18 protein-coding genes are annotated in these 19,625 nt (G+C 66.8%); 4 read left to right on the top strand and 14 right to left on the bottom strand.

Annotated elements, in window-relative coordinates:
• The first annotated feature begins 66 nt into the window (after positions 1 to 66).
• Positions 67 to 738, top strand: coding sequence for a hypothetical protein (locus AADH62_RS02380; RefSeq protein ID WP_341578129.1), 672 nt, complete (start codon positions 67 to 69; stop codon positions 736 to 738).
• A gap of 37 nt (positions 739 to 775) precedes the next feature.
• Here the strand turns inward: AADH62_RS02380 and AADH62_RS02375 are convergent, their stop codons facing one another.
• The gene (locus AADH62_RS02375) at positions 776 to 2,011 is read right to left on the bottom strand and encodes a DUF2254 domain-containing protein (RefSeq protein ID WP_341578128.1); all 1,236 of its coding nucleotides are present in this window, start codon (positions 2,009 to 2,011) and stop codon (positions 776 to 778) included.
• A 166-nt stretch (positions 2,012 to 2,177) separates the two neighbouring features.
• Here AADH62_RS02375 and AADH62_RS02370 point away from each other — a divergent pair, with 166 nt between their 5' ends.
• Entirely contained in the window at positions 2,178 to 4,391 is a 2,214-nt protein-coding gene (locus tag AADH62_RS02370; RefSeq protein WP_341578127.1) for an ATP-dependent Clp protease ATP-binding subunit, read from the top strand.
• A 68-nt stretch (positions 4,392 to 4,459) separates the two neighbouring features.
• On the opposite strand, the gene AADH62_RS02365 is transcribed toward AADH62_RS02370, so the two are convergent.
• Positions 4,460 to 5,026, bottom strand: a complete 567-nt coding sequence (locus tag AADH62_RS02365) for a nitroreductase family protein (protein WP_228178268.1) — start codon at positions 5,024 to 5,026, stop codon at positions 4,460 to 4,462.
• A gap of 89 nt (positions 5,027 to 5,115) precedes the next feature.
• Positions 5,116 to 5,943: an LLM class F420-dependent oxidoreductase gene (locus AADH62_RS02360; RefSeq protein WP_341578126.1), complete on the bottom strand. Its 828-nt coding sequence runs from the start codon at positions 5,941 to 5,943 to the stop codon at positions 5,116 to 5,118.
• A 119-nt stretch (positions 5,944 to 6,062) separates the two neighbouring features.
• Between AADH62_RS02360 and rraA the strand changes: the two genes are divergently transcribed.
• On the top strand, positions 6,063 to 6,530 hold the full coding sequence (rraA, locus tag AADH62_RS02355; protein ID WP_292732226.1) for a ribonuclease E activity regulator RraA: 468 nt from the start codon (positions 6,063 to 6,065) through the stop codon (positions 6,528 to 6,530).
• Positions 6,531 to 6,542: 12 nt separating this feature from the next.
• On the opposite strand, the gene AADH62_RS02350 is transcribed toward rraA, so the two are convergent.
• Positions 6,543 to 7,916 (bottom strand): glucose-6-phosphate dehydrogenase, encoded by a 1,374-nt coding sequence (locus AADH62_RS02350; RefSeq protein WP_341578125.1) that lies wholly within the window; start codon positions 7,914 to 7,916, stop codon positions 6,543 to 6,545.
• Positions 7,917 to 8,035: 119 nt separating this feature from the next.
• Here AADH62_RS02350 and AADH62_RS02345 point away from each other — a divergent pair, with 119 nt between their 5' ends.
• A complete protein-coding gene (locus AADH62_RS02345; RefSeq protein ID WP_341578124.1) occupies positions 8,036 to 9,829 on the top strand; it encodes a glycoside hydrolase family 15 protein in 1,794 nt (597 codons plus the stop codon).
• Positions 9,830 to 9,919: 90 nt separating this feature from the next.
• Here the strand turns inward: AADH62_RS02345 and AADH62_RS02340 are convergent, their stop codons facing one another.
• The 10 genes from AADH62_RS02340 to AADH62_RS02295 form a co-directional block, all read right to left on the bottom strand.
• A complete protein-coding gene (locus tag AADH62_RS02340; protein WP_228178273.1) occupies positions 9,920 to 11,023 on the bottom strand; it encodes an ABC transporter permease in 1,104 nt (367 codons plus the stop codon).
• Complete coding sequence (locus tag AADH62_RS02335) at positions 11,020 to 11,904, bottom strand: ABC transporter ATP-binding protein (protein ID WP_228178274.1); 885 nt, start codon at positions 11,902 to 11,904, stop codon at positions 11,020 to 11,022. Before AADH62_RS02335 ends, AADH62_RS02340 begins: the two co-directional genes overlap by 4 nt.
• Positions 11,905 to 12,009: 105 nt before the next feature.
• Positions 12,010 to 12,654, bottom strand: coding sequence for a response regulator (locus AADH62_RS02330; RefSeq protein WP_228178275.1), 645 nt, complete (start codon positions 12,652 to 12,654; stop codon positions 12,010 to 12,012).
• The gene (locus tag AADH62_RS02325; protein ID WP_341578123.1) at positions 12,651 to 13,463 is read right to left on the bottom strand and encodes a sensor histidine kinase; all 813 of its coding nucleotides are present in this window, start codon (positions 13,461 to 13,463) and stop codon (positions 12,651 to 12,653) included. The genes AADH62_RS02330 and AADH62_RS02325 overlap by 4 nt, the downstream gene beginning before the upstream one ends.
• 47 nt (positions 13,464 to 13,510) lie before the next feature.
• The gene (locus AADH62_RS02320; protein WP_061683265.1) at positions 13,511 to 14,326 is read right to left on the bottom strand and encodes a DeoR/GlpR family DNA-binding transcription regulator; all 816 of its coding nucleotides are present in this window, start codon (positions 14,324 to 14,326) and stop codon (positions 13,511 to 13,513) included.
• Positions 14,327 to 14,356: 30 nt separating this feature from the next.
• Complete coding sequence (locus AADH62_RS02315) at positions 14,357 to 15,142, bottom strand: triose-phosphate isomerase family protein (RefSeq protein ID WP_341578122.1); 786 nt, start codon at positions 15,140 to 15,142, stop codon at positions 14,357 to 14,359.
• Positions 15,135 to 15,608, bottom strand: coding sequence for a ribose-5-phosphate isomerase (locus AADH62_RS02310; RefSeq protein ID WP_061683267.1), 474 nt, complete (start codon positions 15,606 to 15,608; stop codon positions 15,135 to 15,137). The genes AADH62_RS02315 and AADH62_RS02310 overlap by 8 nt, the downstream gene beginning before the upstream one ends.
• Positions 15,608 to 17,362 (bottom strand): dihydroxyacetone kinase family protein, encoded by a 1,755-nt coding sequence (locus AADH62_RS02305; RefSeq protein WP_341578121.1) that lies wholly within the window; start codon positions 17,360 to 17,362, stop codon positions 15,608 to 15,610. The genes AADH62_RS02310 and AADH62_RS02305 overlap by 1 nt, the downstream gene beginning before the upstream one ends.
• 97 nt (positions 17,363 to 17,459) lie before the next feature.
• Positions 17,460 to 18,449, bottom strand: coding sequence for a D-ribose ABC transporter substrate-binding protein (locus AADH62_RS02300; RefSeq protein WP_341578120.1), 990 nt, complete (start codon positions 18,447 to 18,449; stop codon positions 17,460 to 17,462).
• Between the two features lie 54 nt (positions 18,450 to 18,503).
• On the bottom strand, positions 18,504 to 19,625 hold the full coding sequence (locus AADH62_RS02295) for an ABC transporter permease (protein ID WP_061683270.1): 1,122 nt from the start codon (positions 19,623 to 19,625) through the stop codon (positions 18,504 to 18,506).

Raw genomic sequence — 19,625 nt, 5'->3', positions numbered from 1 at the left:
GTCTGCGGACGCAACGATCGGGCAACGGCGCCCTGTGGCGTGCTGCGGCTCCGATACACTCTGGCCATGTCGAGGGCTGGGGGACAGATGGCCGCGTCGCGGATCTCGGTATGGGCCGGCGTTGCTGCGCTGAGCGTTGCTCTGGTCGGGTGCACCCCGGCTAGCCAGCCCGACCCGACGCCTTCGGCATCCGCATCGACGGAGCCGTCCCCGGATGCCACCTCCGACGGGCCACCGATGACAGAGGCGCCCGCCGAGGAGATCGACCTCGACGCTCTCGCGTGCACCGACCTGCTCGATCTGGCCGTCGCGCAGGCCCAGTTCGGGGCAGACGCGCAGTTCATCGCTGAACTTGGACCCACGGAATTCGCGGGCATCATGGCGGGCCCTGTCGCAGAGACCGCGCTGACCCAAGCGACACAGAAGATCGGATGCATCTGGGGGATTCCGCAGAGCGACGGAGCTTTCACCGTCGTTGTTGCCGCGCTGCCGCAGGCATCCCGCGACACCCTCACCACAGCCCTCGGTACCAGTGTCTTTACGGGCACCTTGATCGGTACAGCTCCGGCATACACGTGGGAGCGCGACGACGCCCTCGGGATGTTCACGACCGTCTACGCTTTCGCGTCCCCACTCTGGGTGACGGTCAACGGCGCAGGCACGACGAGTTCGCAAACCGAGATCACCGGTGACGTGCTCAGTCACCTCCGAACGCTGTACCCCAGCCTCGGCGACTGAGTCCGATCGGCTCCCGCCGCGTCAGTGGCGGCTGTCGTCAGCGGCGCGGCGCGGCTGACGCTGCCCTCCGTAAGGCCACAGCGTCGGAGCGGGAGAGGACGCGCTGTGCTCGCGCGCGAGCGTCGGTCGCGGCATCCGTGAACGGACGACTGCGCGCGGGACCGGCGAGGTCGGCGAGCGAGGCGAGGGTCTTCTGGAGCCGGATGCCGACCTCCACCATTCCGGCACCGTCGCGGGCGATCGGGCGGAACGCGTCCTCGACGAGGTCGCCGAGGGTGACGGGCTCGACGGTGACGTGGCCGTATGGTGTGTCGTCGTCGGGCTCGGTCTGCAGCATGTTCTCGAACACGCGACTGAGGGCAGCGAGGACGTCGACGGCGGTACCCGGATCGTTGGTCGAGGGTGAGAGCGCGCGGCTCGCGATCTCAGATAGGGCGATCATCCCCAGTCGCGGGTCCTGGTCGTAGCTTCGGTGGGACTCGATGTGGAATGCGTTGGCGACTTTCGAACGGACCTCTTCATCAACGGTGCCGGCAACCAGCGCGAGGGGGCTGGCCGCGTCGACGACTGTCCCCGGCAGTGCGCGGACATGAATCGTGAGCTCTCGAGCTTCGGCCACCGCTTCCAGGCGGCCGAGGTCGATGTGCGTAACGTATCCCGCGCGCTCTGGCCTCACCGAGGCGCCGGTCACCGTTCGCGGGTCCTGCCGGCGGGCACCCAGGCTCGGACGATTCGCGTACTGGGACGTCGTGCGCTGGGCCGCCGATTCGACGCGGTCGATGATGTCCGACATACGCCCGAACGATCCGAGATGTGAGATCCACCGCAGGAGCACGACCACGACGATCACGATGACCACCAGCGTGCCCGCGAACAGAATCGCCTGGCCCTGGTCGCCGTAGTAGCCGGTTGAGATCGCGATGATTCCCACCATCGAGAAGACGAACGCGCCGATGAAGGTCGACAGCACGTTCTGCGACGTGGGGTCGGCAACCAGGAGCTGAGTTGCACGGGGCGTAGCTACCCGTGACGCCGAACCGTAGGCCGTGACCATCGCAGTCAGGGAGAACGTCGTGACGGCGAGCATCGAGCTCGCGACGATCTGCAGGATTTCGTCGACCGACCCCTGCCCCAGGTTGACGGCGAGATCGGGAAGCAGCGGCTCGAGGAACCCCGCCGCGAGGGCGAGCAGCACGGCGGCGAGGCTGAACAGCGAGGCCCGGAACCACACCGCGCGGGTCATCTGGGTCAGAAACACCCTCACGTTTGTCATCGTCGGCTCCGCATGAGAACCCACGCTATCCCGAGGCCCCGTTTATCGGCGAAGCTCTTCCCGAATCGACCACGCGGTGATAAACTTGAGTCAGAACGGCTCAAGGTTGAGCTCACGCAGATTTCGGCGGACGAACCGCCACCCACGTCGCCGCGCAGGAGGCATCATGCAGACCACCCCGATGGCCGACCAGGACGAGCAGCAGAGCGCGCTCGAACAGTTCGGCATCAACCTCACCGACCGTGCCCGCCAGGGCAAACTCGACCCCGTCATCGGTCGGGATGCCGAGATCCGGCGTATCAGCCAGGTCCTGACCCGCCGCACCAAGAACAATCCCGTCCTCATCGGCGAACCGGGCGTCGGCAAGACTGCCGTCGTCGAGGGTCTCGCTCAACGCATTGTGGCGGGGGATGTTGCCGAGAGCCTCCGGGGCAAGGAGCTCATCGCGCTCGATATCTCGGCGCTCGTCGCCGGCGCCATGTACCGCGGGCAGTTCGAAGACCGTCTCAAGAAGGTGCTTAAGGAGATCACCGACTCCGAAGGTCAGATCATCACCTTCATCGACGAACTCCACGTGCTCATGGGCGCGGGCGGTGGCGAAGGATCGGTCGCGGCATCCAACATGCTCAAGCCGATGCTCGCTCGCGGCGAGCTGCACATGATCGGGGCGACGACCCTCAACGAGTATCGCGAGTTCATCGAGAAGGATGCCGCGCTCGAGCGCCGCTTCCAGCAGGTTTACGTCGGCGAACCCAACGTCGAAGACACCGTCGCGATCCTTCGCGGACTCAAGGAGCGATACGAGGCACACCACAAGGTCGCGATCTCGGATAGCGCGCTGATCGCGGCGGCTGCCCTGTCGCACCGCTACATCCCGAGCAGGCAGTTGCCCGACAAGGCCATCGACCTCATCGACGAAGCAGCATCCCGGTTGCGGATGGAGATCGACTCGGCACCGCTGGAGATCGACGAGCTGCGCCGCCATGTCGACCGGCTCAAGCTTGAGGAGCTCGCTCTCAAGAAGGAGAAGGATGACGCGTCGCGCGAGCGCCTCGAGAAACTGCGCGCGGACCTGAAGCGCGAGCAGGACAAGCTCTCGGAGCTGCAGGCCAAGTGGGAGACCGAGCGCTCGATCCTCAACCGTGTCGGTGAACTGAAGACCCGCCTGGATGCGGCGCGCATCGAGGCCGAGCGCGCTCAGCGCGAGGGTGACCTGGAGCGCGCGTCGCGGCTGCTCTATGCCGAGATCCCGGCGCTCGAGCGCGGGATCATCGAGGCCGAGAGCATTGAACCCAGCGAAGACCGGATGGTCAACGAGCAGGTCACCGAGGAAGACATCGCGGCTGTCATAGCCGGGTGGACCGGTATTCCGGTGGGGCGCCTGCTGCAGGGCGAGAGTGAGAAGCTCGTGCACCTCGAGGCCGAGCTCGGCAAGCGCCTGATCGGGCAGAAGGAGGCAGTGAAGGCGGTCGCCGATGCGGTGCGCCGATCGCGCGCCGGGATCAGCGACCCGAACCGACCGACAGGCTCGTTCCTGTTCCTCGGCCCCACGGGAGTCGGCAAGACCGAGCTCGCGAAGGCGCTCGCCGCATTCCTCTTCGACGACGAGCACGCCATGGTGCGCATCGACATGTCGGAGTACGGCGAGAAGCACTCGGTTGCCCGGTTGGTGGGTGCCCCTCCCGGATACATCGGTTACGAGCAGGGTGGACAGCTGACGGAGGCTGTACGGCGACGTCCGTACAGCGTCGTCCTGCTCGACGAGGTCGAGAAGGCGCATCCGGAAGTGTTCGACATCCTGCTGCAGGTGATGGATGACGGTCGCCTTACTGACGGCCAGGGTCGCACCGTGGACTTCACGAACGTCATCCTCATCTTGACCTCGAATCTCGGTTCGCCGATCCTCATCGACCCGACGATGCCGCTGGAGCAGAAGCGCTCACAGGTACTCGCTCTGGTGCGCCAGGCGTTCAAGCCCGAGTTCATCAACCGGCTCGATGACATCGTCATCTTCCAGGCGCTCTCGCAGGACGATCTGGCCCAGATCGTCGAACTGACGGTCGACCGACTGCAGCAGCGCCTCCACGAGCGCCGGCTGACCCTCGCGGTCACGCCTGACGCACGAGGGTGGCTTGCCGAGCGGGGCTACGACCCGGTGTTCGGTGCTCGTCCGCTGCGCCGTCTCATCCAGTCCGAGATTCAGGATCGCCTGGCGATGGCGCTGCTGTCGGGCGGGGTACGTGACGGAGACCTCGTCCGGGTGGATGTTGCGGTCGACGGGGACTCGCTGGTCCTGACCAGTAATGGACCGGCCGCCGCCCCGACGCCGCGTCCGGGCGAGGATGACGACATCATCGAAGCCGAACTGATGGACGACTGACGCCGAGAAACACCGCGGGGCTCGAGATCAGATGATGACCTCGAGCCCCGCGCCTATGCCCCGTGCGATCAGGCGTCGGCCAGAACTGTCTCCGACAGCGGCCGGCGGGTGCGTGGCGCGGCCTCGCGTTCGCGGACCGCCTCGTCTGCCGCGTCGAGATCGCCGAGGTTCCCGACGGCCATGACGGTGAGCGGGCGAACCGTCTCAGGGAGCGAGAACGCGGCAGCGATGGCGGCGCGATCGAACCCTCCCATCTGATGGGTCATCAGGCCGTCGGCGTGTGCCTGCACGGTGAAGTAAGCAGCGGCCTGGCCCGCGTCATACTCGGCCCACGGCAACTCCACGCCGTCGTGCTCGGTATCGGCAAGGAAGACCACGAAGGCTCCCGCCGTGATCGCCCAGACCCGGTTGAACCCCGTGAGCGCATCCGAGATCTGCGAGAACGTGTCAGTTCCGCGCCGTGCGACGATCATTCGCCATGGCTGGGTGTTTGCCGCCGACGGGGCCCAGCGCGCAGCCTCGAGGGCTGCCGACAACGCTGACTCGTCGACGGGGCGCTGATCGTCGAAGACCCGAGTGCTGCGGCGGTTCGCGAGGACATCGAGCAGGGCATTGGACGGGGCGATGGTGGTCATGATTTCTCCCGGTGTTGAGGAATGTGGGAACGGACCCCGTCGTCCTTTTCCGTCAACACCGAGTTCCGGTTGGTATTCCCCGCGCCGCGTCAGGCTCCGTTCATCCGGTCTCGCCACTCCAGCAGCGGCTTCACGGGGGAGAGGTCGTAGTCCGGCCCGTCAATCGACGGGATGATGAATCGCACCCCGAGCGGATGCAGCCGCTCCAGGGCATCCTGTTCCAGCAGCGGCCCGAATCCGCGCGGCGTGAAGCCCGTCGCGATCTCGATGTCGGCGGGATCCCGATTGACGCGGGCACACCAATCGTGAAGTACGTCGAGCTTGTGCGGGATCTTCTCAATCGGCGTGAACGTATGCCAGATGGCGGCGTGCTCGGCTACGAGCCGGAGTGTCTTCTGTTCGCCCTGTCCGCCGATGAGGATCGGGATGTCCCGCGTCGGGGCCGGATCCAACAACTCCCACCGGCGACGGATGCGGCCGAGGTCGTCGCGCAGATCGTTCAGCCGTGATCCGACAGTGCCGAACTCGTAACCGTACTCGAGGTAGTCCTTCTCGGCCCAGCCGGAGCCCGTGCCGAAGATCAGCCGACCCGTCCCGCCTTTCGCACTGATGTGATCGACGGTGCGGGCCATGTCGGCCTGCAGGTCGGGGTTGCGGTACGAGCTGCAGTTGACCAGCGGGCCGAACTCCACGCGATCCGTGAGTTCGGCGATCGAGGCGAGCATCGTCCACGCCTCGTAGTGTGCGGCCTCCAGCGGTTCGGTGAGCGGGAAGAAGTGATCCCAGTTGAAGATCGCGTCGACTCCCAGATCTTCGGCGCGAAGGATGGCATCGCGGATCTGGGAGTAGGAGGCATGCTGGGGCGCGAGCTGCACGCCGACGCGCACGGGGCGATGCTTTGCGGGGTGGGTCGTCATCCTTCGAGTATCGTCCGATCCGGTCGTGACGGACCCGCGGTTGCGCCGCTCGGAAGTCTGCGGAATCTTTCCGGCTGCCGACCCACTCACCCGGCGATGCGCGCAGATACCGTCAGGGCATGACGATTGCAACAGCTGACCTGTTCGATGAACGCGGCGACGAGCTCGATTCGCTCGGCATCCAGCTGCAGGACATCGGCGGCCGGATCGAGTTCGACGGGCCCATCCGTACGGTCCGCTGCCATCGCGACAACGCCCTGGTGAAGGCGATCCTCGCAACCACAGGGCACGGAGCCGTGTTGGTCATCGACGGCGGAGGCTCGTTGGAGTCTGCGTTGGTCGGAGACCTCATCGCGGCGTCCGCTGTCGAGAACGGTTGGACCGGAGTCGTTGTTTACGGGGCGGTCCGCGATCGGGAGGCGATCGGCCAGCTCGACATCGGCCTCAAGGCGCTGGGCTCCAACCCACGTAAGAGCGCCAAGGACGGTGTCGGCGAGGTCGATGTTCCGGTCGAGATCGGCGGCGTAACGTTCACCCCGGGCAAACACGTGTGGGCGGATGCCGACGGCGTGCTTGTGGAGCGGTAGCGCGGCGATGCCTCAGTAGTCGTGGTCGGGCCAGCCGTCCGGCCCGTGCGAGCCTGCCGCGTAGTCCTGCAAGGGAACGTCGCCTGCTGCCCACGCGTCGAGCACCGGCTGCACGATGCGCCAGCACTGCTCGGCAGCATCCCCACGCACCGACAGGGTTGGGTCCCCATCGAGAATCTCCGAGAGGACTTCGGCGTAGGCCAGAAGCGCCCCCTCGCCGAGATCGGCGCTGAGCTTTGCCCACGTGAGCGCGAACGGGTCGTCGCTTCCATTGACGTTCAGCCCCAGCGACATCCGGTCGGGCCCGAGCGTGAACCGCAGCCGCGACCCGTGGGTCGCGCCCGTGAATCCGTCAGGGAGGTGCCGAACCGGGCGGAAGCGGATCAAGATCTCCTTGACAGGGTCACCGACAGCCTTGCCAGAGCGCAACGTGATGGGCACGCCGGCCCAGCGGTTGTTGCGGACTTCGAGCACGACCTCAGCAAGGGTCTCGGTGTCGCGGTCGGGTACGACGCCTGGTTCGTCCACGTAGTCGGGGAGATCTCGCCCATCGATCGAGCCCGACGTGTAGCGGCCACGGCGAGATGACCCGACAGGGTCGTCGTTCCAGATGTGGGTGGCAAGAAGCGCCGACGTGGTAGCTCCGCGGAGGTCTTGCTCGCCGAGGGTTGCCGGCGGCTCCATCGTGACCAGGGCCATCAACTGCAGCAGGTGGCTCTGGATCATGTCGCGAAGCGCGCCGGCCTTGTCGTAGTACCCGGCGCGACCCTCGAGCCCCAGCTTCTCGTCATAGGTGATGTCGATCGACTCGATGTGCTCGGCAGACCACACCGGCTCGAGGACCCGATTCGCGAATCGTGCGCCGATGATGTTCAGCGACATCGACCGTCCCAAGAAGTGGTCGACCCGGAACACCTGGCTTTCGGGCACGAGGGCCGCGAGCTTCGCGTTCAGCTCGTGGGCGCTCGTTGCGTTGCTGCCGAAGGGCTTCTCGAGGGCCAGGATGAGGCCGGGCGGCAGGTCGACGGCAGACAGTGACTCGCACGCCTTCGCGGCGATCGCCGGGGGCACCGCGAAGTAGAGAGCGATGCGGCCCTCCGTTTCCGAGAGCAGCGCTGTGAGGTCATCGGGCGCGGTGATATCGGCCTTCGTGTAGGTAGTCTCGGCGACCTTCTCGAATGCCGCCGCAGAGTCGCTCGAGGCGAAGGCGTCGCGCACGACCTGCTGCCAGTGCGCGTCGGTCCAGTCATCCATGCCTGCGCCGCGAAGACGGACGCGCCGCTGCGGCTGCCTGGACAGAAGCTGTCCGAGCGCGGGAAGCAGCAGGCGGGAGGTGAGGTCGCCCGAGGCGCCGAGGATGAGGAGGGTCGTCGTCTGGTCGGCCATGCCGCCACCCTATCGACGCCTCGTGAACCGCGACCAGGGGCTGGTCCAACTCCGAGCGGATTCGTATCGAATCCTCGCTATACCGCGGGCAAGGCATCGCGGACTGACAGAATCGGGTCATGGCTGCCCCGATCGAGGACTACGCGATTCTGAGCAACTGCCGCACGGCTGCGCTTGTCTCCCGGGAGGGAAGCATCGACTGGCTGTGCCTGCCGAGATACGACTCTCCGTCGATCTTCGGCGCGCTGCTGGGCGAACAGAAGCACGGCCACTGGACCATCCGCGCTACGGACCCCGACGCTACGGTGACCCGGTATTACGAAGACGACACGTTCGTGCTCGTCACCCGCTGGGAGACGCCCACCGGTGTGGCGGAGGTGCGCGAGTTCATGCCGATCGACGGCGGTCGGGTGGAGCTCGTGCGTCGCATCGAGGGCGTCTCGGGACACGTTGATTTCACGACGGAACTGCGGATGCGCTTCGACTATGCCCGTGCGCTGCCCTGGGTCCGCCAGGTGGGCAGCCATGTTGCGCCGGCACTGCTGGCGATCGCGGGCCCGGATGCCGTGCTGGTGCGCGGTGTCGAGATGAACCCGGACGACCATGTCCATCGCGGATCGTTCACCGTCGAATCGGGCAGTGGCCTGGATCTGACCCTGACCTGGTTTCCGTCTCATCTCGAGGCTCCCGACCCCGCTGATGTCGACCGACTGCTCACCCACACGCTGCACTGGTGGCGCGAGTGGGCAGGCCGCGTCGACCACGACGGGCCCTTCGAAGACGAGGTGGTGCGCTCGCTCATGGTACTTCGGGCGCTCACGCACGAAGACACGGGCGGCATCGTCGCGGCGGCTACCACCTCCCTTCCCGAGGACTTTGGGGGAGTACGCAACTGGGACTACCGCTATGTATGGCTACGCGACGCGGCGTTGACGATCGAGGCTCTGATCTCGCACGGTTTCCTACGGGTGACTGCCCGATGGCGGCAGTGGCTGTTGCGGGCGATCGCGGGTGACCCGAAGGAACTGCAGATCATGTACGGGCTTGCAGGGGAACGCGATCTCACAGAACGTGAGCTGACCTCCCTTCCCGGGTACCAGGGCGCGGCCCCCGTGCGGATCGGCAACGGGGCACAGGTGCAGTACCAGGGTGATGTCATCGGAGAGGTGATGGTGGCCCTTGAGGCGGCGCGTGTCGCCGGGGTCGAAGAGACCGACTTCTCGTGGGCGCTGCAGAAGGCGATGCTCGCGTTCGCCGAGCGTCACCTCGACAAGCCTGACAACGGCATCTGGGAGATCCGTGGCGAGCCGCAATTGTTCACCCACTCGCGAGTCATGATCTGGGCGGCTTTCGACCGCGGAGCGCGCGCCGTGCGTGAGTTCGGGCTGTCGGGCGATCTCGAGAAGTGGGAGCGATTGCGCGATCGGATGCGGAACGAGATCGACGAGCGCGGCTTCGACGCCGAGCGCGGACACTTCGTGCAGCACTACGGCACGACAGAGGTGGATGCGTCGCTCCTGCTGCTCGCGCAGGTCGGATACGTGGCCCACGACGATCCGCGCATGCTCGGGACCGTGGCCGAGATGGAGCGCACGCTCATGGTGGATGGGCTGCTGCACCGCTATCGCACGGAAAGTGGTGTGGACGGACTCGCCGGCACCGAGCATCCGTTCCTGGCGTGCTCGTTCTGGCTCGTGGAGCAGTACGCGAACAGCGGCCGTGTCGATGACGCGATGGCGCTCATGACCCGGTTGTGCGGCTTCGCGAACGATGTCGGACTGCTCTCGGAGGAGTACGACGTGGACGGCAAGCGGCAGGCGGGGAACACGCCGCAGGCGCTCTCGCACCTCGCGCTCGTTCGCGCCGCCGATGCGCTGGCCGGCCACCACGGCCGCGCCGCCGACCGGGAGTAGCGCCGTGCGGTCGCGCCCATCGTGCAATCGGCGTCGATCCCGCCCCGAAAGCGGAGCAGGACCGACGCCGATTCTCAGGCGGTTTCTAGATCAGGGGGTCTTGAGCGCCTCGCGCCACGAGACGCGAGCGCCCATCCTCAGGATCGAGCGTTCGTAGATCTTCGCCGCCAACACGATCGCGGCGACGCAGGTGGCGATGAGGATGACCAGCGACAGGATCGGCTCCCACCACTGCGCCTCCCCGAGGTACAGGCGAAGCGGCATCCCGACCGGCGCCGAGAACGGCACATACGACATCACGGTCAGCACGACGGGGTTGTCGTTGAAGAAGATCACGAGGAAGTACGGGGCCATGATGAGCATCGTCAGCGGCGCGGTCGTCGAGCCGATGTCTTCCATCCGCGAGACGAGCGAACCCGCCGCCGCGAACAGCGACGCGAGGAGCACGAACCCGAAGAGGAAGAAGATCGCGAACCAGGCGATCGGGGCGCCAAGGCCCTGGAGGACCTCGCTCTGCCCGGTGACGATCAGGCCGACCACGGCGATCGTGGCCAGCAGCAAGATCTGCGCCATCGCCAAGATGGTGTTTCCGATGATCTTGCCCGCCAAGAGTGTTCGCGCCGGCATAGCGGACAGAAGCAGCTCCACGACGCGGGTCTGCTTCTCTTCGACGACGCTCTGGGCGATGGTTCCGCCGAACAAAGACGCCGCCAGCAGGAAGACGACTCCGAACCCGATCGAGACGAAGTACCGCAGGGCGAAGTCGACAGTCGCCGGGTCGAGCAGTTTGACTGACGGCGACTCCGACAGGCCCATCAGCAGCGACGTCGGTGGCGAGTCCTCGGTGATGACGACCAAGCCGGTGGGCGAGGAGGCGTCATCGACAACAGCCGCGCTGACCTCACCGCTGCGGACGAGTGCTTCCGCGGCATCCTGGTCGGCGACCTGCGTCACCTCAACCCCGGGAACCTTCTCCACTGCAGCCGCCGTCGAGGAGGTGACTGCGACCTTGGTGGCGGACGGATTGCCGGCAGAGAACCCACCCCAGATGACGGCGGCGAGCGCGATCAGCAGGGTGATGACCGTCGAGATCACGAAGGCGCGGCTGCGCAGCTTGGAGCCCACTTCGCGTTCGGCGACGAGCCAGACGTTCTGGAAGCCTCGGGGCGTGGATGTCGAAGCGGCGGTGTTCACTGGATGACCTCCTTGAAGATCTGCGCGAGCGTCGGGCGAACCGGGGCAAAGCTCTCGATGCTCGCCTCGCTCGCTGCGCGTTGCAAGATGCGCTGTGCGGCGGCGTCATCCGCCGCATCGAAAAGGGCGTTCCCGCCGTCGAACTCGACCACCGTGATGTCCGGCTGGTCGCGCAGCCAGCCGAGGTCGCCGGCGGTGCGCAGTTCGTAACGGTGTCCCGAGTGCTGCTGGCGCAGGTGTTCACTGCTGCCGGCGGCGCGGATCTCGCCTCCGGCGATGATGACGATGTCATCGCAGAGGCGCTCGACGACGTCGAGCTGGTGGGACGAGAACAGCACCGAGACGCCGGCAGCTGCCCGGCGGTGCAAGACGTCGGCTACCACGTCGACCGCGAGCGGGTCGAGCCCCGAGAAGGGCTCGTCGAGGATCAGCACGTCGGGCTCGTGCACCAGCGCCGCTGCGATCTGCGCCCGCTGCTGATTACCGAGCGAGAGCTTCTCGACAGTGTCGTTCAGGCGTTCCCCGAGTCCCAGCTGCTCGAGCAGAGCCGTAGCGCGGGTCTCCGCCTCGCCCTTGTCGAAGCCGTGCAACCGCGCCAGGTAGGTGATGTGCTCACCGACCTTCATCTTCGGGTAGAGCCCGCGCTCTTCGGGCATGTACCCGAAACGGCGTCGGTCGGCAGAGGTCAGCGCTGCACCATTGATGGTGACCGACCCCGCATCCTTGGCAAGCACCCCGAGGATGATGCGCATCGTCGTGGTCTTTCCCGCACCGTTCCCTCCCACGAAGCCGGTCAACCGGCCGGGCCTGACAGCGAACGACAGATCGTTCAGAACACGGTGCGCGCCATAACTCTTGGTCACGTGCGACAGCTCGAGCATGTTGCTCCTCTCACTCGGTTCTTCCAGGCTAGGAAGCTCCGCCTCGCCGCGCATCCGCCTCGAGGCGGGTTCGCGCCCTCCCTCGTACGGGGGATTCGACTCCGTTCAGGACAGCCCGTGGCGGTAGGCATAGACGACGGCGGCTACGCGGTCGCGGACGCCGAGCTTGAGCAACACATTGGAGACGTGGGTCTTCACCGTTGCCTCGCCGATGATCAGGTGCGCCGCGATCTCAGCGTTGCTCATCGCCTGCGCCATGAGACGCAGCACCTCCGACTCTCGTTCAGTGAGGTCAGCTGCCGCCGTCGGTGTCGGTGTCGGCGCTGCAGCGGCGAACCGTGCGATGACGCGGCGAGTCACCTCCGGGGCCAGGAGTGCGTCGCCTGCCGCCGCGACCCGCACGGCGGCCTGCAGCTCCTCGGGTGCTGCGTTCTTGAGCAGAAAGCCGCTGGCCCCGGCCTCGAGGGCCTCGAAGAGGTAGTCATCCCGATCGAAGGTGGTCACGATCACGACGGCGCACTCGAGCTGGGGGTCGGCGACGATCTGGCGTGACGCTGCGAGACCTCCCATTCCGGGCATCTGTACGTCCATGCAGATGACGTCAGGCCTGAGATCGGATGCCGCCCGCACCGCCTCCTCTCCGCTGGCGGCCTCTCCGACGACCTCCAGGTCAGGAGCGCTGTCGAGGATGAGACGGAACCCGGCACGCATGAGCGCATGGTCGTCGACGAGCAGAACGCGGGTACTCACGCGCTCACCGCCTCGGGACGCGGCACGGTCAGGCGTACCCGGAACCCGCCCTCGCGGCGCGGTGAGATCTCGATCGAGCCGCCGGACGCGACGGCTCGCTCACGCATCCCGAGAAGTCCGAGTCCGCTCTGCGAGGTCAGGGCGGGCCTGCCCGAGTTCACGATCTCGACCTCGACGGCATCGGGCAGGTACCGGACGCGGACGTCGGCCTCGGCATCCGGGCCGCCGTGGCGGCGTGCGTTGGTCAGGGCCTCTTGCGCGATCCGGAAGGCATTGACCTGAACCGTCGGCGCCACCGGCCCCGGCTCGCCGATGATCGTCAGAGTCGTCGGCAGACCGTTCTCGCTGGCATGCGCGACAAGGGCAGGCAGGCCTTCCAGGCCCACCGTGGATGCGTCGCTGGGGTCATCGTCGACCGGAGTGCGAAGCGTCTCGAGCAATTGGCGCAGCTCCACGAGCGCATCCCGGGCTGCCTGCTCGATGTCGACCAGAGCGCGGCGCGCGGCATCCGGATCGGTGTCCCACACTGTCCTCGCGGCCCCCGCCTGCACGCCCATGGCAGAGACGTGGTGCGCGACCACATCATGCAGCTCGCGGGCGATGCGGACGCGGTCGAGCGCGACGGCCTGCGCTGCGGTAGTCTCACGCTCCCGCTCGAGCTCGACGCTGCGCTCGGCGAGGATCTCGCGCTGTCGGCGGGACTCGAAGGTGCGATTGCCGAAGTAGTACGCTGTAGGTTCCCGGCCGAGATGGCGGACGATGCCGGAATTCCACGGTAGTTGGCAGCGGTATCGGGCTCGAGGTTCCACCCGAAGTGGCGGATCCCTACATTCTTGGTCTGGAAGCCGCTAGCTAGCTAGGGCACCTGACGCTGCGAGCGCGCAACAACGACCTCGACGCCCTTGTCACGAAGTCGCGCCACGTCGCGTCGATCTGTTGCGCTGTCGACGATCACGGCGTCGAAGGCGGACAGGGGCATGAGCGCGTGCAGAGCGCGCTTCTCGAACTTCGTGTGGTCGACGATCAGAATGCGCCGCGTCGATGACTCGAACATCGCGCGCTTCACGTCGTTCGTCTCCAGCGATTGGTGGAAGGCGACGTCGTCCGTGATCGCCGCCGTCGACATGACGAACAGGTCGGCTCGCAGCGCCCCGATCGCGGAGGTCGTGATCCCCCCCATGAACGCGCTGCACCAGTTGAAGTACTGACCGCCGAGCCCCAGCAGGGTGATCCCGTTCGCTCCGCGCAGCTGATCCATGATCGTGAGGGTGTTCGTGATCACGGTCAGCGGACGGCGCGACCGCAGATGCGGCACTAGATGCAGAGTCGTCGTCGAATCATCGAGCATCACGGCCTGACCCGGCTCCACGAACTCCAGCGCAGCCAGCGCGAGCGCTTCCTTCTCGCTCGTCTGCCGATTCGTCCGGTAGACATCGCTCGATTCCACGAGCGACGTGGACATCGCGGTCGCGGCGCCACGGCTCTTTCTCAGCAGACCGCGTCCTTCGAGTTCGTCGAGGTCGCGATGGACCGTCATCACACTGATGTCGAACCGCTCAGCAAGCTGCTCGATGCGGACGGTGCCTTCCGCCATGACAGCCTCGGTGATGGCCTGCTGGCGTGCCACCTGTCGCGATTGCCGCGGCCCGGTATCGAGTGGTGTCTCTGTCATGGCCTTCTCCGGGTACTGTCTGCGACTCTCTCAACGTAGCGCAGCGGCCTCGTCGATGATGCGTGCGAGCTCGGCAGGGTCATGCGCGTAGCGCCCGAGGAACAGCCCGTCCACATCGCCACGGAGATCGGTGAGGGTTCCCGGCTGTGCCGAGCCGCCGTAGACGACGCGGACGGTCGCAAAGCGAGGATCCTGGCGTAGCCGATCAGCAAGAGTGGCCGCCACCGCGCGCACATGATCTGCGGATGCCGCTTCGGCCTGGCCGATCGCCCACTCGGGCTCATACGCGATGATGATCTCCGCGTCTGCGATCTGCACCTTGCGAAGAGCGCTCTCGATCTGGGAGATGCATACGTGCGCGGCATCGGTCGAGCTCCCGGGCTCGTGCTCGCCAACGCACAGCACCGGCACGAGACCATTGCGAAACGCCGCGGCGACCTTCGCGCCGATGACGTCGTCGGTTTCGCCGAAGATCTGGCGGCGCTCCGCATGCCCGACTTCCACCAGGGCGCATCCGACCGTCCGCAGATCCTGCCCGCTGACGGCACCGGTGTAAGCGCCACGATCGTCCCAATGCAGGTCCTGCGCTCCGACGCGAACCGGGGTGCCCGCGAGCTCCTGCACCACCAGCGGCACGGCCGGCAGCGAAGGCAGCACGAAAAGCTCCACGGACCCATCCGTGACCGCCAGATGCGACCGTGCAATCGCGGCGACATCGTGCGCCCATCGCGCGGTCCGCTCCACGTCCAGATACAGCTTCAGACTGACGCCGAGGAGGATCGGTGGACTCCCGGGTTCGGCGCGAGACTCAGCCACAGGTGCCGGTCTGCTCGTACTCGTCGATCAGCTCCACCTTCTCGGCAGACGCCGACGACTCGTCGAACTCATAGTCCAGCCACTCCCGCGCCAGCCGGCGGGCGAGCTCGAGCCCCACGACACGCTGGCCGAACGTGAGAATCTGCGCGTTGTTGCTCAGCACGCTGCGCTCGACACTGAAGCTGTCGTGGGCCGTGACAGCGCGGACGCCGGGTACCTTGTTCGCTGCGATGGCGACGCCGAGCCCTGTGCCGCACACGAGCAGAGCGCGGTCCGCTACGCCGTTCTTGATGCGCTCGGCTGCCTCGATCGCGACGCGCGGATAGGCGGTATGGCCTTCGGCATCCACTCCCACATCGACCACCGATGCGACGCGCGGGTCCTTCTCGAGATCCGCCTTGAGCGCTTCTTTATACTGGTAACCGGCGTCGTCGGATCCGACGACGATGCGCCACTTGGTGGTCATCACTGCTCCTTCTGAATGTGGTCTTTGTGCGCGCGGGCGAGCACGCCGGCGACTTCCGTCATCGACAGCGCGAGCGAGATCGCACCGGGATCCGGCGTGCCGAGGCTTTTCTCCATGTGCGGCCGCGCCCGCCCCATGCGGGGCAGGAGGTCGGCTGTTGCCCGCGCGGCGGCGGTGGCAACAGCAGCGGCATCGGCCCATGCGGTTGCGAGCGGGACGCCGTCGCCTACGCGAGCGAGGAGCACCTCGGTGAACGGGACGAGGGCGTCGACGAGGGTCTTGTCGCCCACGACGGCTTTGCCGAAGCTCTGCACGGCGTCGCGGGCGGCGTCGACACCGGTCGCGACCGTGAGCGCGTCGGGCGCCTCTTCATCACCGACGGTGTCGCCGACGGCTCGCAGCCCCGCACCCCACAGCGCACCCGAAGTGCCACCGGCGCGATCAGCCCAGGCGTCGCCGGCCAGCGCCAGGACGGTCCCTGCCCCGGCTTCCTGTGCGACAGCGGCATCCGCGGCATCCGCTGCCGCCCGGGCACCGCGTTGCATGCCGATGCCGTGGTCGCCGTCGCCGGCGATGGCATCCAGGCGGCCGAGCTCATCGACCTCGCGGTCGATCAGGTCGCGGATTGCGGCGATCGCGGCCGCGGCGACGCGGCCTGCTGCGGCAGACTCGGGCGGTGCGGCGGTGACCGCAGAGACCTCGGTGACGTCGGTCTCGGACGCAGCGGCATCCGCACCGGAAAGATCGATCATGCCCTTGCGATACGCGGGGCTGTAGGCCGGAGAGGTCCACGCGGCCTCGAGCTCCTCGTCCAGCCAGAACAGCGTGAGCGAGAGACCGGCCATCTCGAAGCTCGTCGCGTACTCCCCGACCTCGGGGTCCACGATGACGAGTCCCCGGCCTGAGAGTTCGCGGGCGACCGCGCGGTAGACGACGAAGAGCTCCTCCGCCTTGACGGCGCCGAGTCCGTTGAGGATCACGCCGACGCGCGCGCCGTCGATGTCGGTCACCCCGGCGGGCACCTCGTCGATCAGCCCCTTCACGAACAGCGTCGCGATTTCGTCAGCGGTGCCCAGGGGGCGCACGTCGATACCCGGCTCGCCGTGGATGCCCATACCGATGGCCATCTGTCCCGCCGGCACGGAGAAGAGCGGCTCCTCGGAGCCGGGCAGCGTGCAGCCGGAGAAGGCGACGCCGAGGGAACGGGTGTTCTCGTTCGCGCGCTCCGCGATCGTGGCGACCGTGTCGAGATCGAAGCCCTGCGCCGCTGCCCATCCAGCGGCGCGGAAGACGGCGAGGTCGCCGGCGATGCCACGACGCTTAGTGCGCTCGTCCTTGCCCGCACTGTAGATGTCGTCGGTGACCCGCACGGTGCGGCACGGGATGCCCTCGGAGCGCAGACGGTCCTGGGCGAGGTCGAAGTTGAGGGCGTCGCCGGCGTAGTTGCCGTAGCTGAGCAGAACGCCGGCGTCGGTCGCGACGGACTTCGCGACGGCGTAGATCTGCTGGGTGCTGGGCGAGGCGAACACGTTGCCCATCGCGGCGCCGTGGGCGAGGCCCGGGCCGACGAGGCCCGCGAATGCGGGGTAGTGACCCGAACCACCGCCGATGACGACGGCGACTTCCCCCGCGGGAGTTGCGGTGCGGCGGGCGACCCCACCGGTCACCCGGCGCACCAGGCCGGCGTGGGCGGCGACGAAGCCTTCTGCGGATTCGTCCGCGAAGTCGGCAGCGGCATTGAGGACGTAGCTCATGATCACTTTCGAGAGTTGAGGGGATGCGAGGGGCGGTGCCGAGGACGACGTCCGCCCCTCGCGGGTCACACGGAGTGTGTGACCGATGATGATCCGATCAGCCGGAGTAGGTGAAGGGGTCCGTCATCTTGCCGACGTTGTCCTTCGTGATGAGGATGCAGTCGAACGACTGCTTCTCGGTCTCGGGCGCCTTGCCGGTGCGGATGAACTCGTCGGCCAGCGTGACGGCCTCCTTCGAGAACACAGCGACCGGCTGCAGCACGGTGTACGCGAGCTCTCCGGACTCAACGGCCGTGACCGCGTCGGGCGAGCCGTCGAAGCCTCCGACGATGACGCCGTCGAGCTTGCCGGCTTCCTTGAGCGCGGCGATCGCGCCGAGGGCCATCTCGTCGTTACCGGAGATGACGCCGTTGATGTCCGAGTTCGCCTGCATCAGCGACTGCATCTTGTCGTGTCCCTTGGTGCGGTCCCAGTCGGCGACCTCCTTGCCGACCGACACGAGGTCGGGGTACTGGCTGATCACCGTGGTGAAGCCGTTCGAGCGGGTCTGTGCGTTGTTGTCCGAGGGGGCGCCGAACAGCTCGACGTAGTTGCCCTTCTCGCCCATCTGCTTGACCCACTCCTGAGCTCCGATGGCGGCACCCTGGGCGTTGTTGGAGACCAGCTGCGCCTTCGCGAGGCCGGACTCGTTGATCTCGGCGTTCACGAGGAAGACCGGGATGCCGGCTGCGTTGGCCTTCTTCACCGCAGCGATCGAGCCGTCCGCGTTGGCCGGGTCGAGGATGATGGCCACCGACTTGTTGGAGATCGCGGTGTCGATCAGGGTGTTCTCGGTGTTGGTGTCACCCTTGTGAGCGCCGACGGTTGCCTCGTAGCCGAGGTCCTCGGCGGCCGCCTTGGCGACGTCGCCCTCCGTCTTCCAGTACGGGTTGGCCGGGTCGTTCACGATGATCGTGATGAGCCCGCCGGCCTCCCCGCTGCCGCCGTCACCTGACGTCGCGGGGGTGCTGGAACCGGAACAGGCGGTGAGGCCGAGGATCAGGGCGCCCGCGACGACGAGGGCGGCAAATGCCTTCTTACCTACCATGTGTTGCGTCCTTTCTTGGTGGATCGGCAGCGGTCATCGATGCCGAGTTCGCGGTCAGTCCTTCGCCGCCCCAATGGGCGCGGACTGGTCCGACGTCTGGGGTGCCGCGGCGGCCGGTGCGGCGGGAGCGGCGGGAGCTGTGGGCTTGCGGCGACGCCCGTACTGGAGTGTGTTGAGCAGGACCGCCACGACGATCACGGCGCCCATGAACACCATCTGCCAGTAGGCGGAGACGCCGACGATCACGAGACCGTCTGAGAGGAAGCCGATCACGAAGGCACCGAGGAGCGTCCCGCGGACGTTTCCACGCCCGCCGGTGAGGGCGGCGCCTCCGATGACCACCGCGGCGATCGCGGTCAGTTCGTAGGTGTTGCCGGCGGTCGGCGAGGCGCTCGTGAGGGTCGACGCGAGGATGAGGCCGGCGATGGACGCGCAGATGCCTGAGATGACGTACACCCAGATCTTGACGCTGCGCACGGGGACGCCGGAGAGTTCAGCTGCCCGCTCGTTGCCTCCCGCGGCGTACATCCATCGGCCGAACTTGGTGCGGCCGAGGACGAGGCCCAGGACGATCGCGACGATGATCATGATGAGCACGCCGACGGGGATGCCAAGGATGCGGTTGAAGCCGAGCCATTCGAACCCGGTGTTGCCGAGTTCGGGGTCACCGGACAGGTTGTTGATGGTCAGGCCGTTGGTCATCAGCAGCGCCAGTCCGCGGACGACATACAGCATGCCGAGCGTCGCCACGAAGGGAGCGACCTTGAACTTCGACACGAGCAGGCCGTTGACGAAGCCGATGAGCGCGCCGACGCCGCAGGAGAGCAGCACGACGACGGGAACGCTCGGGAACAGGGTGACACCGAAGATGTTGATCGGGACGCCTTGCAGCAGGAATCCGGCGATGATCGCGGAGAAGCCGAGGGTCGACCCGACGGACAGATCGATGCCGCCGTTGAGGATGACCATCAGCATGCCCATGCCCAGCAGTGCGTAGATCGCAACGTGCGAGGACATGATCAGCACGTTCTCGACGGTGAAGTAGTTCCGGGAGAGCAGCGAGAACACCACGATGATGAGGATGAGGGCGAGGAAGGCTCGCCCCTCCAGCAGCAGCTTCGCAAGGGAGAACTGCTTCCTCTTCTCGATGATCGCGGTGGTTGTGGTCGTCGTCAT

This window comes from Microbacterium schleiferi (assembly GCF_038150145.1).
GTDB lineage: Bacteria > Actinomycetota > Actinomycetes > Actinomycetales > Microbacteriaceae > Microbacterium > Microbacterium schleiferi_B.
This window is presented reverse-complemented; position numbering and strand designations above follow the sequence as displayed.

Bases quoted from the DNA above. Each gene is read 5' to 3' on its own strand.
- AADH62_RS02380 (WP_341578129.1), top strand. From the start codon at position 67: ATGTCGAGGGCTGGGGGACAGATGGCCGCGTCGCGGATCTCGGTATGG.
- AADH62_RS02375 (WP_341578128.1), bottom strand. From the start codon at position 2,011: ATGACAAACGTGAGGGTGTTTCTGACCCAGATGACCCGCGCGGTGTGG.
- AADH62_RS02370 (WP_341578127.1), top strand. From the start codon at position 2,178: ATGCAGACCACCCCGATGGCCGACCAGGACGAGCAGCAGAGCGCGCTC.
- AADH62_RS02365 (WP_228178268.1), bottom strand. From the start codon at position 5,026: ATGACCACCATCGCCCCGTCCAATGCCCTGCTCGATGTCCTCGCGAAC.
- AADH62_RS02360 (WP_341578126.1), bottom strand. From the start codon at position 5,943: ATGACGACCCACCCCGCAAAGCATCGCCCCGTGCGCGTCGGCGTGCAG.
- rraA (WP_292732226.1), top strand. From the start codon at position 6,063: ATGACGATTGCAACAGCTGACCTGTTCGATGAACGCGGCGACGAGCTC.
- AADH62_RS02350 (WP_341578125.1), bottom strand. From the start codon at position 7,916: ATGGCCGACCAGACGACGACCCTCCTCATCCTCGGCGCCTCGGGCGAC.
- AADH62_RS02345 (WP_341578124.1), top strand. From the start codon at position 8,036: ATGGCTGCCCCGATCGAGGACTACGCGATTCTGAGCAACTGCCGCACG.
- AADH62_RS02335 (WP_228178274.1), bottom strand. From the start codon at position 11,904: ATGCTCGAGCTGTCGCACGTGACCAAGAGTTATGGCGCGCACCGTGTT.
- AADH62_RS02320 (WP_061683265.1), bottom strand. From the start codon at position 14,326: ATGACAGAGACACCACTCGATACCGGGCCGCGGCAATCGCGACAGGTG.
- AADH62_RS02310 (WP_061683267.1), bottom strand. From the start codon at position 15,608: ATGACCACCAAGTGGCGCATCGTCGTCGGATCCGACGACGCCGGTTAC.
- AADH62_RS02305 (WP_341578121.1), bottom strand. From the start codon at position 17,362: ATGAGCTACGTCCTCAATGCCGCTGCCGACTTCGCGGACGAATCCGCA.
- AADH62_RS02300 (WP_341578120.1), bottom strand. From the start codon at position 18,449: ATGGTAGGTAAGAAGGCATTTGCCGCCCTCGTCGTCGCGGGCGCCCTG.
- AADH62_RS02295 (WP_061683270.1), bottom strand. From the start codon at position 19,625: ATGACGACGACCACAACCACCGCGATCATCGAGAAGAGGAAGCAGTTC.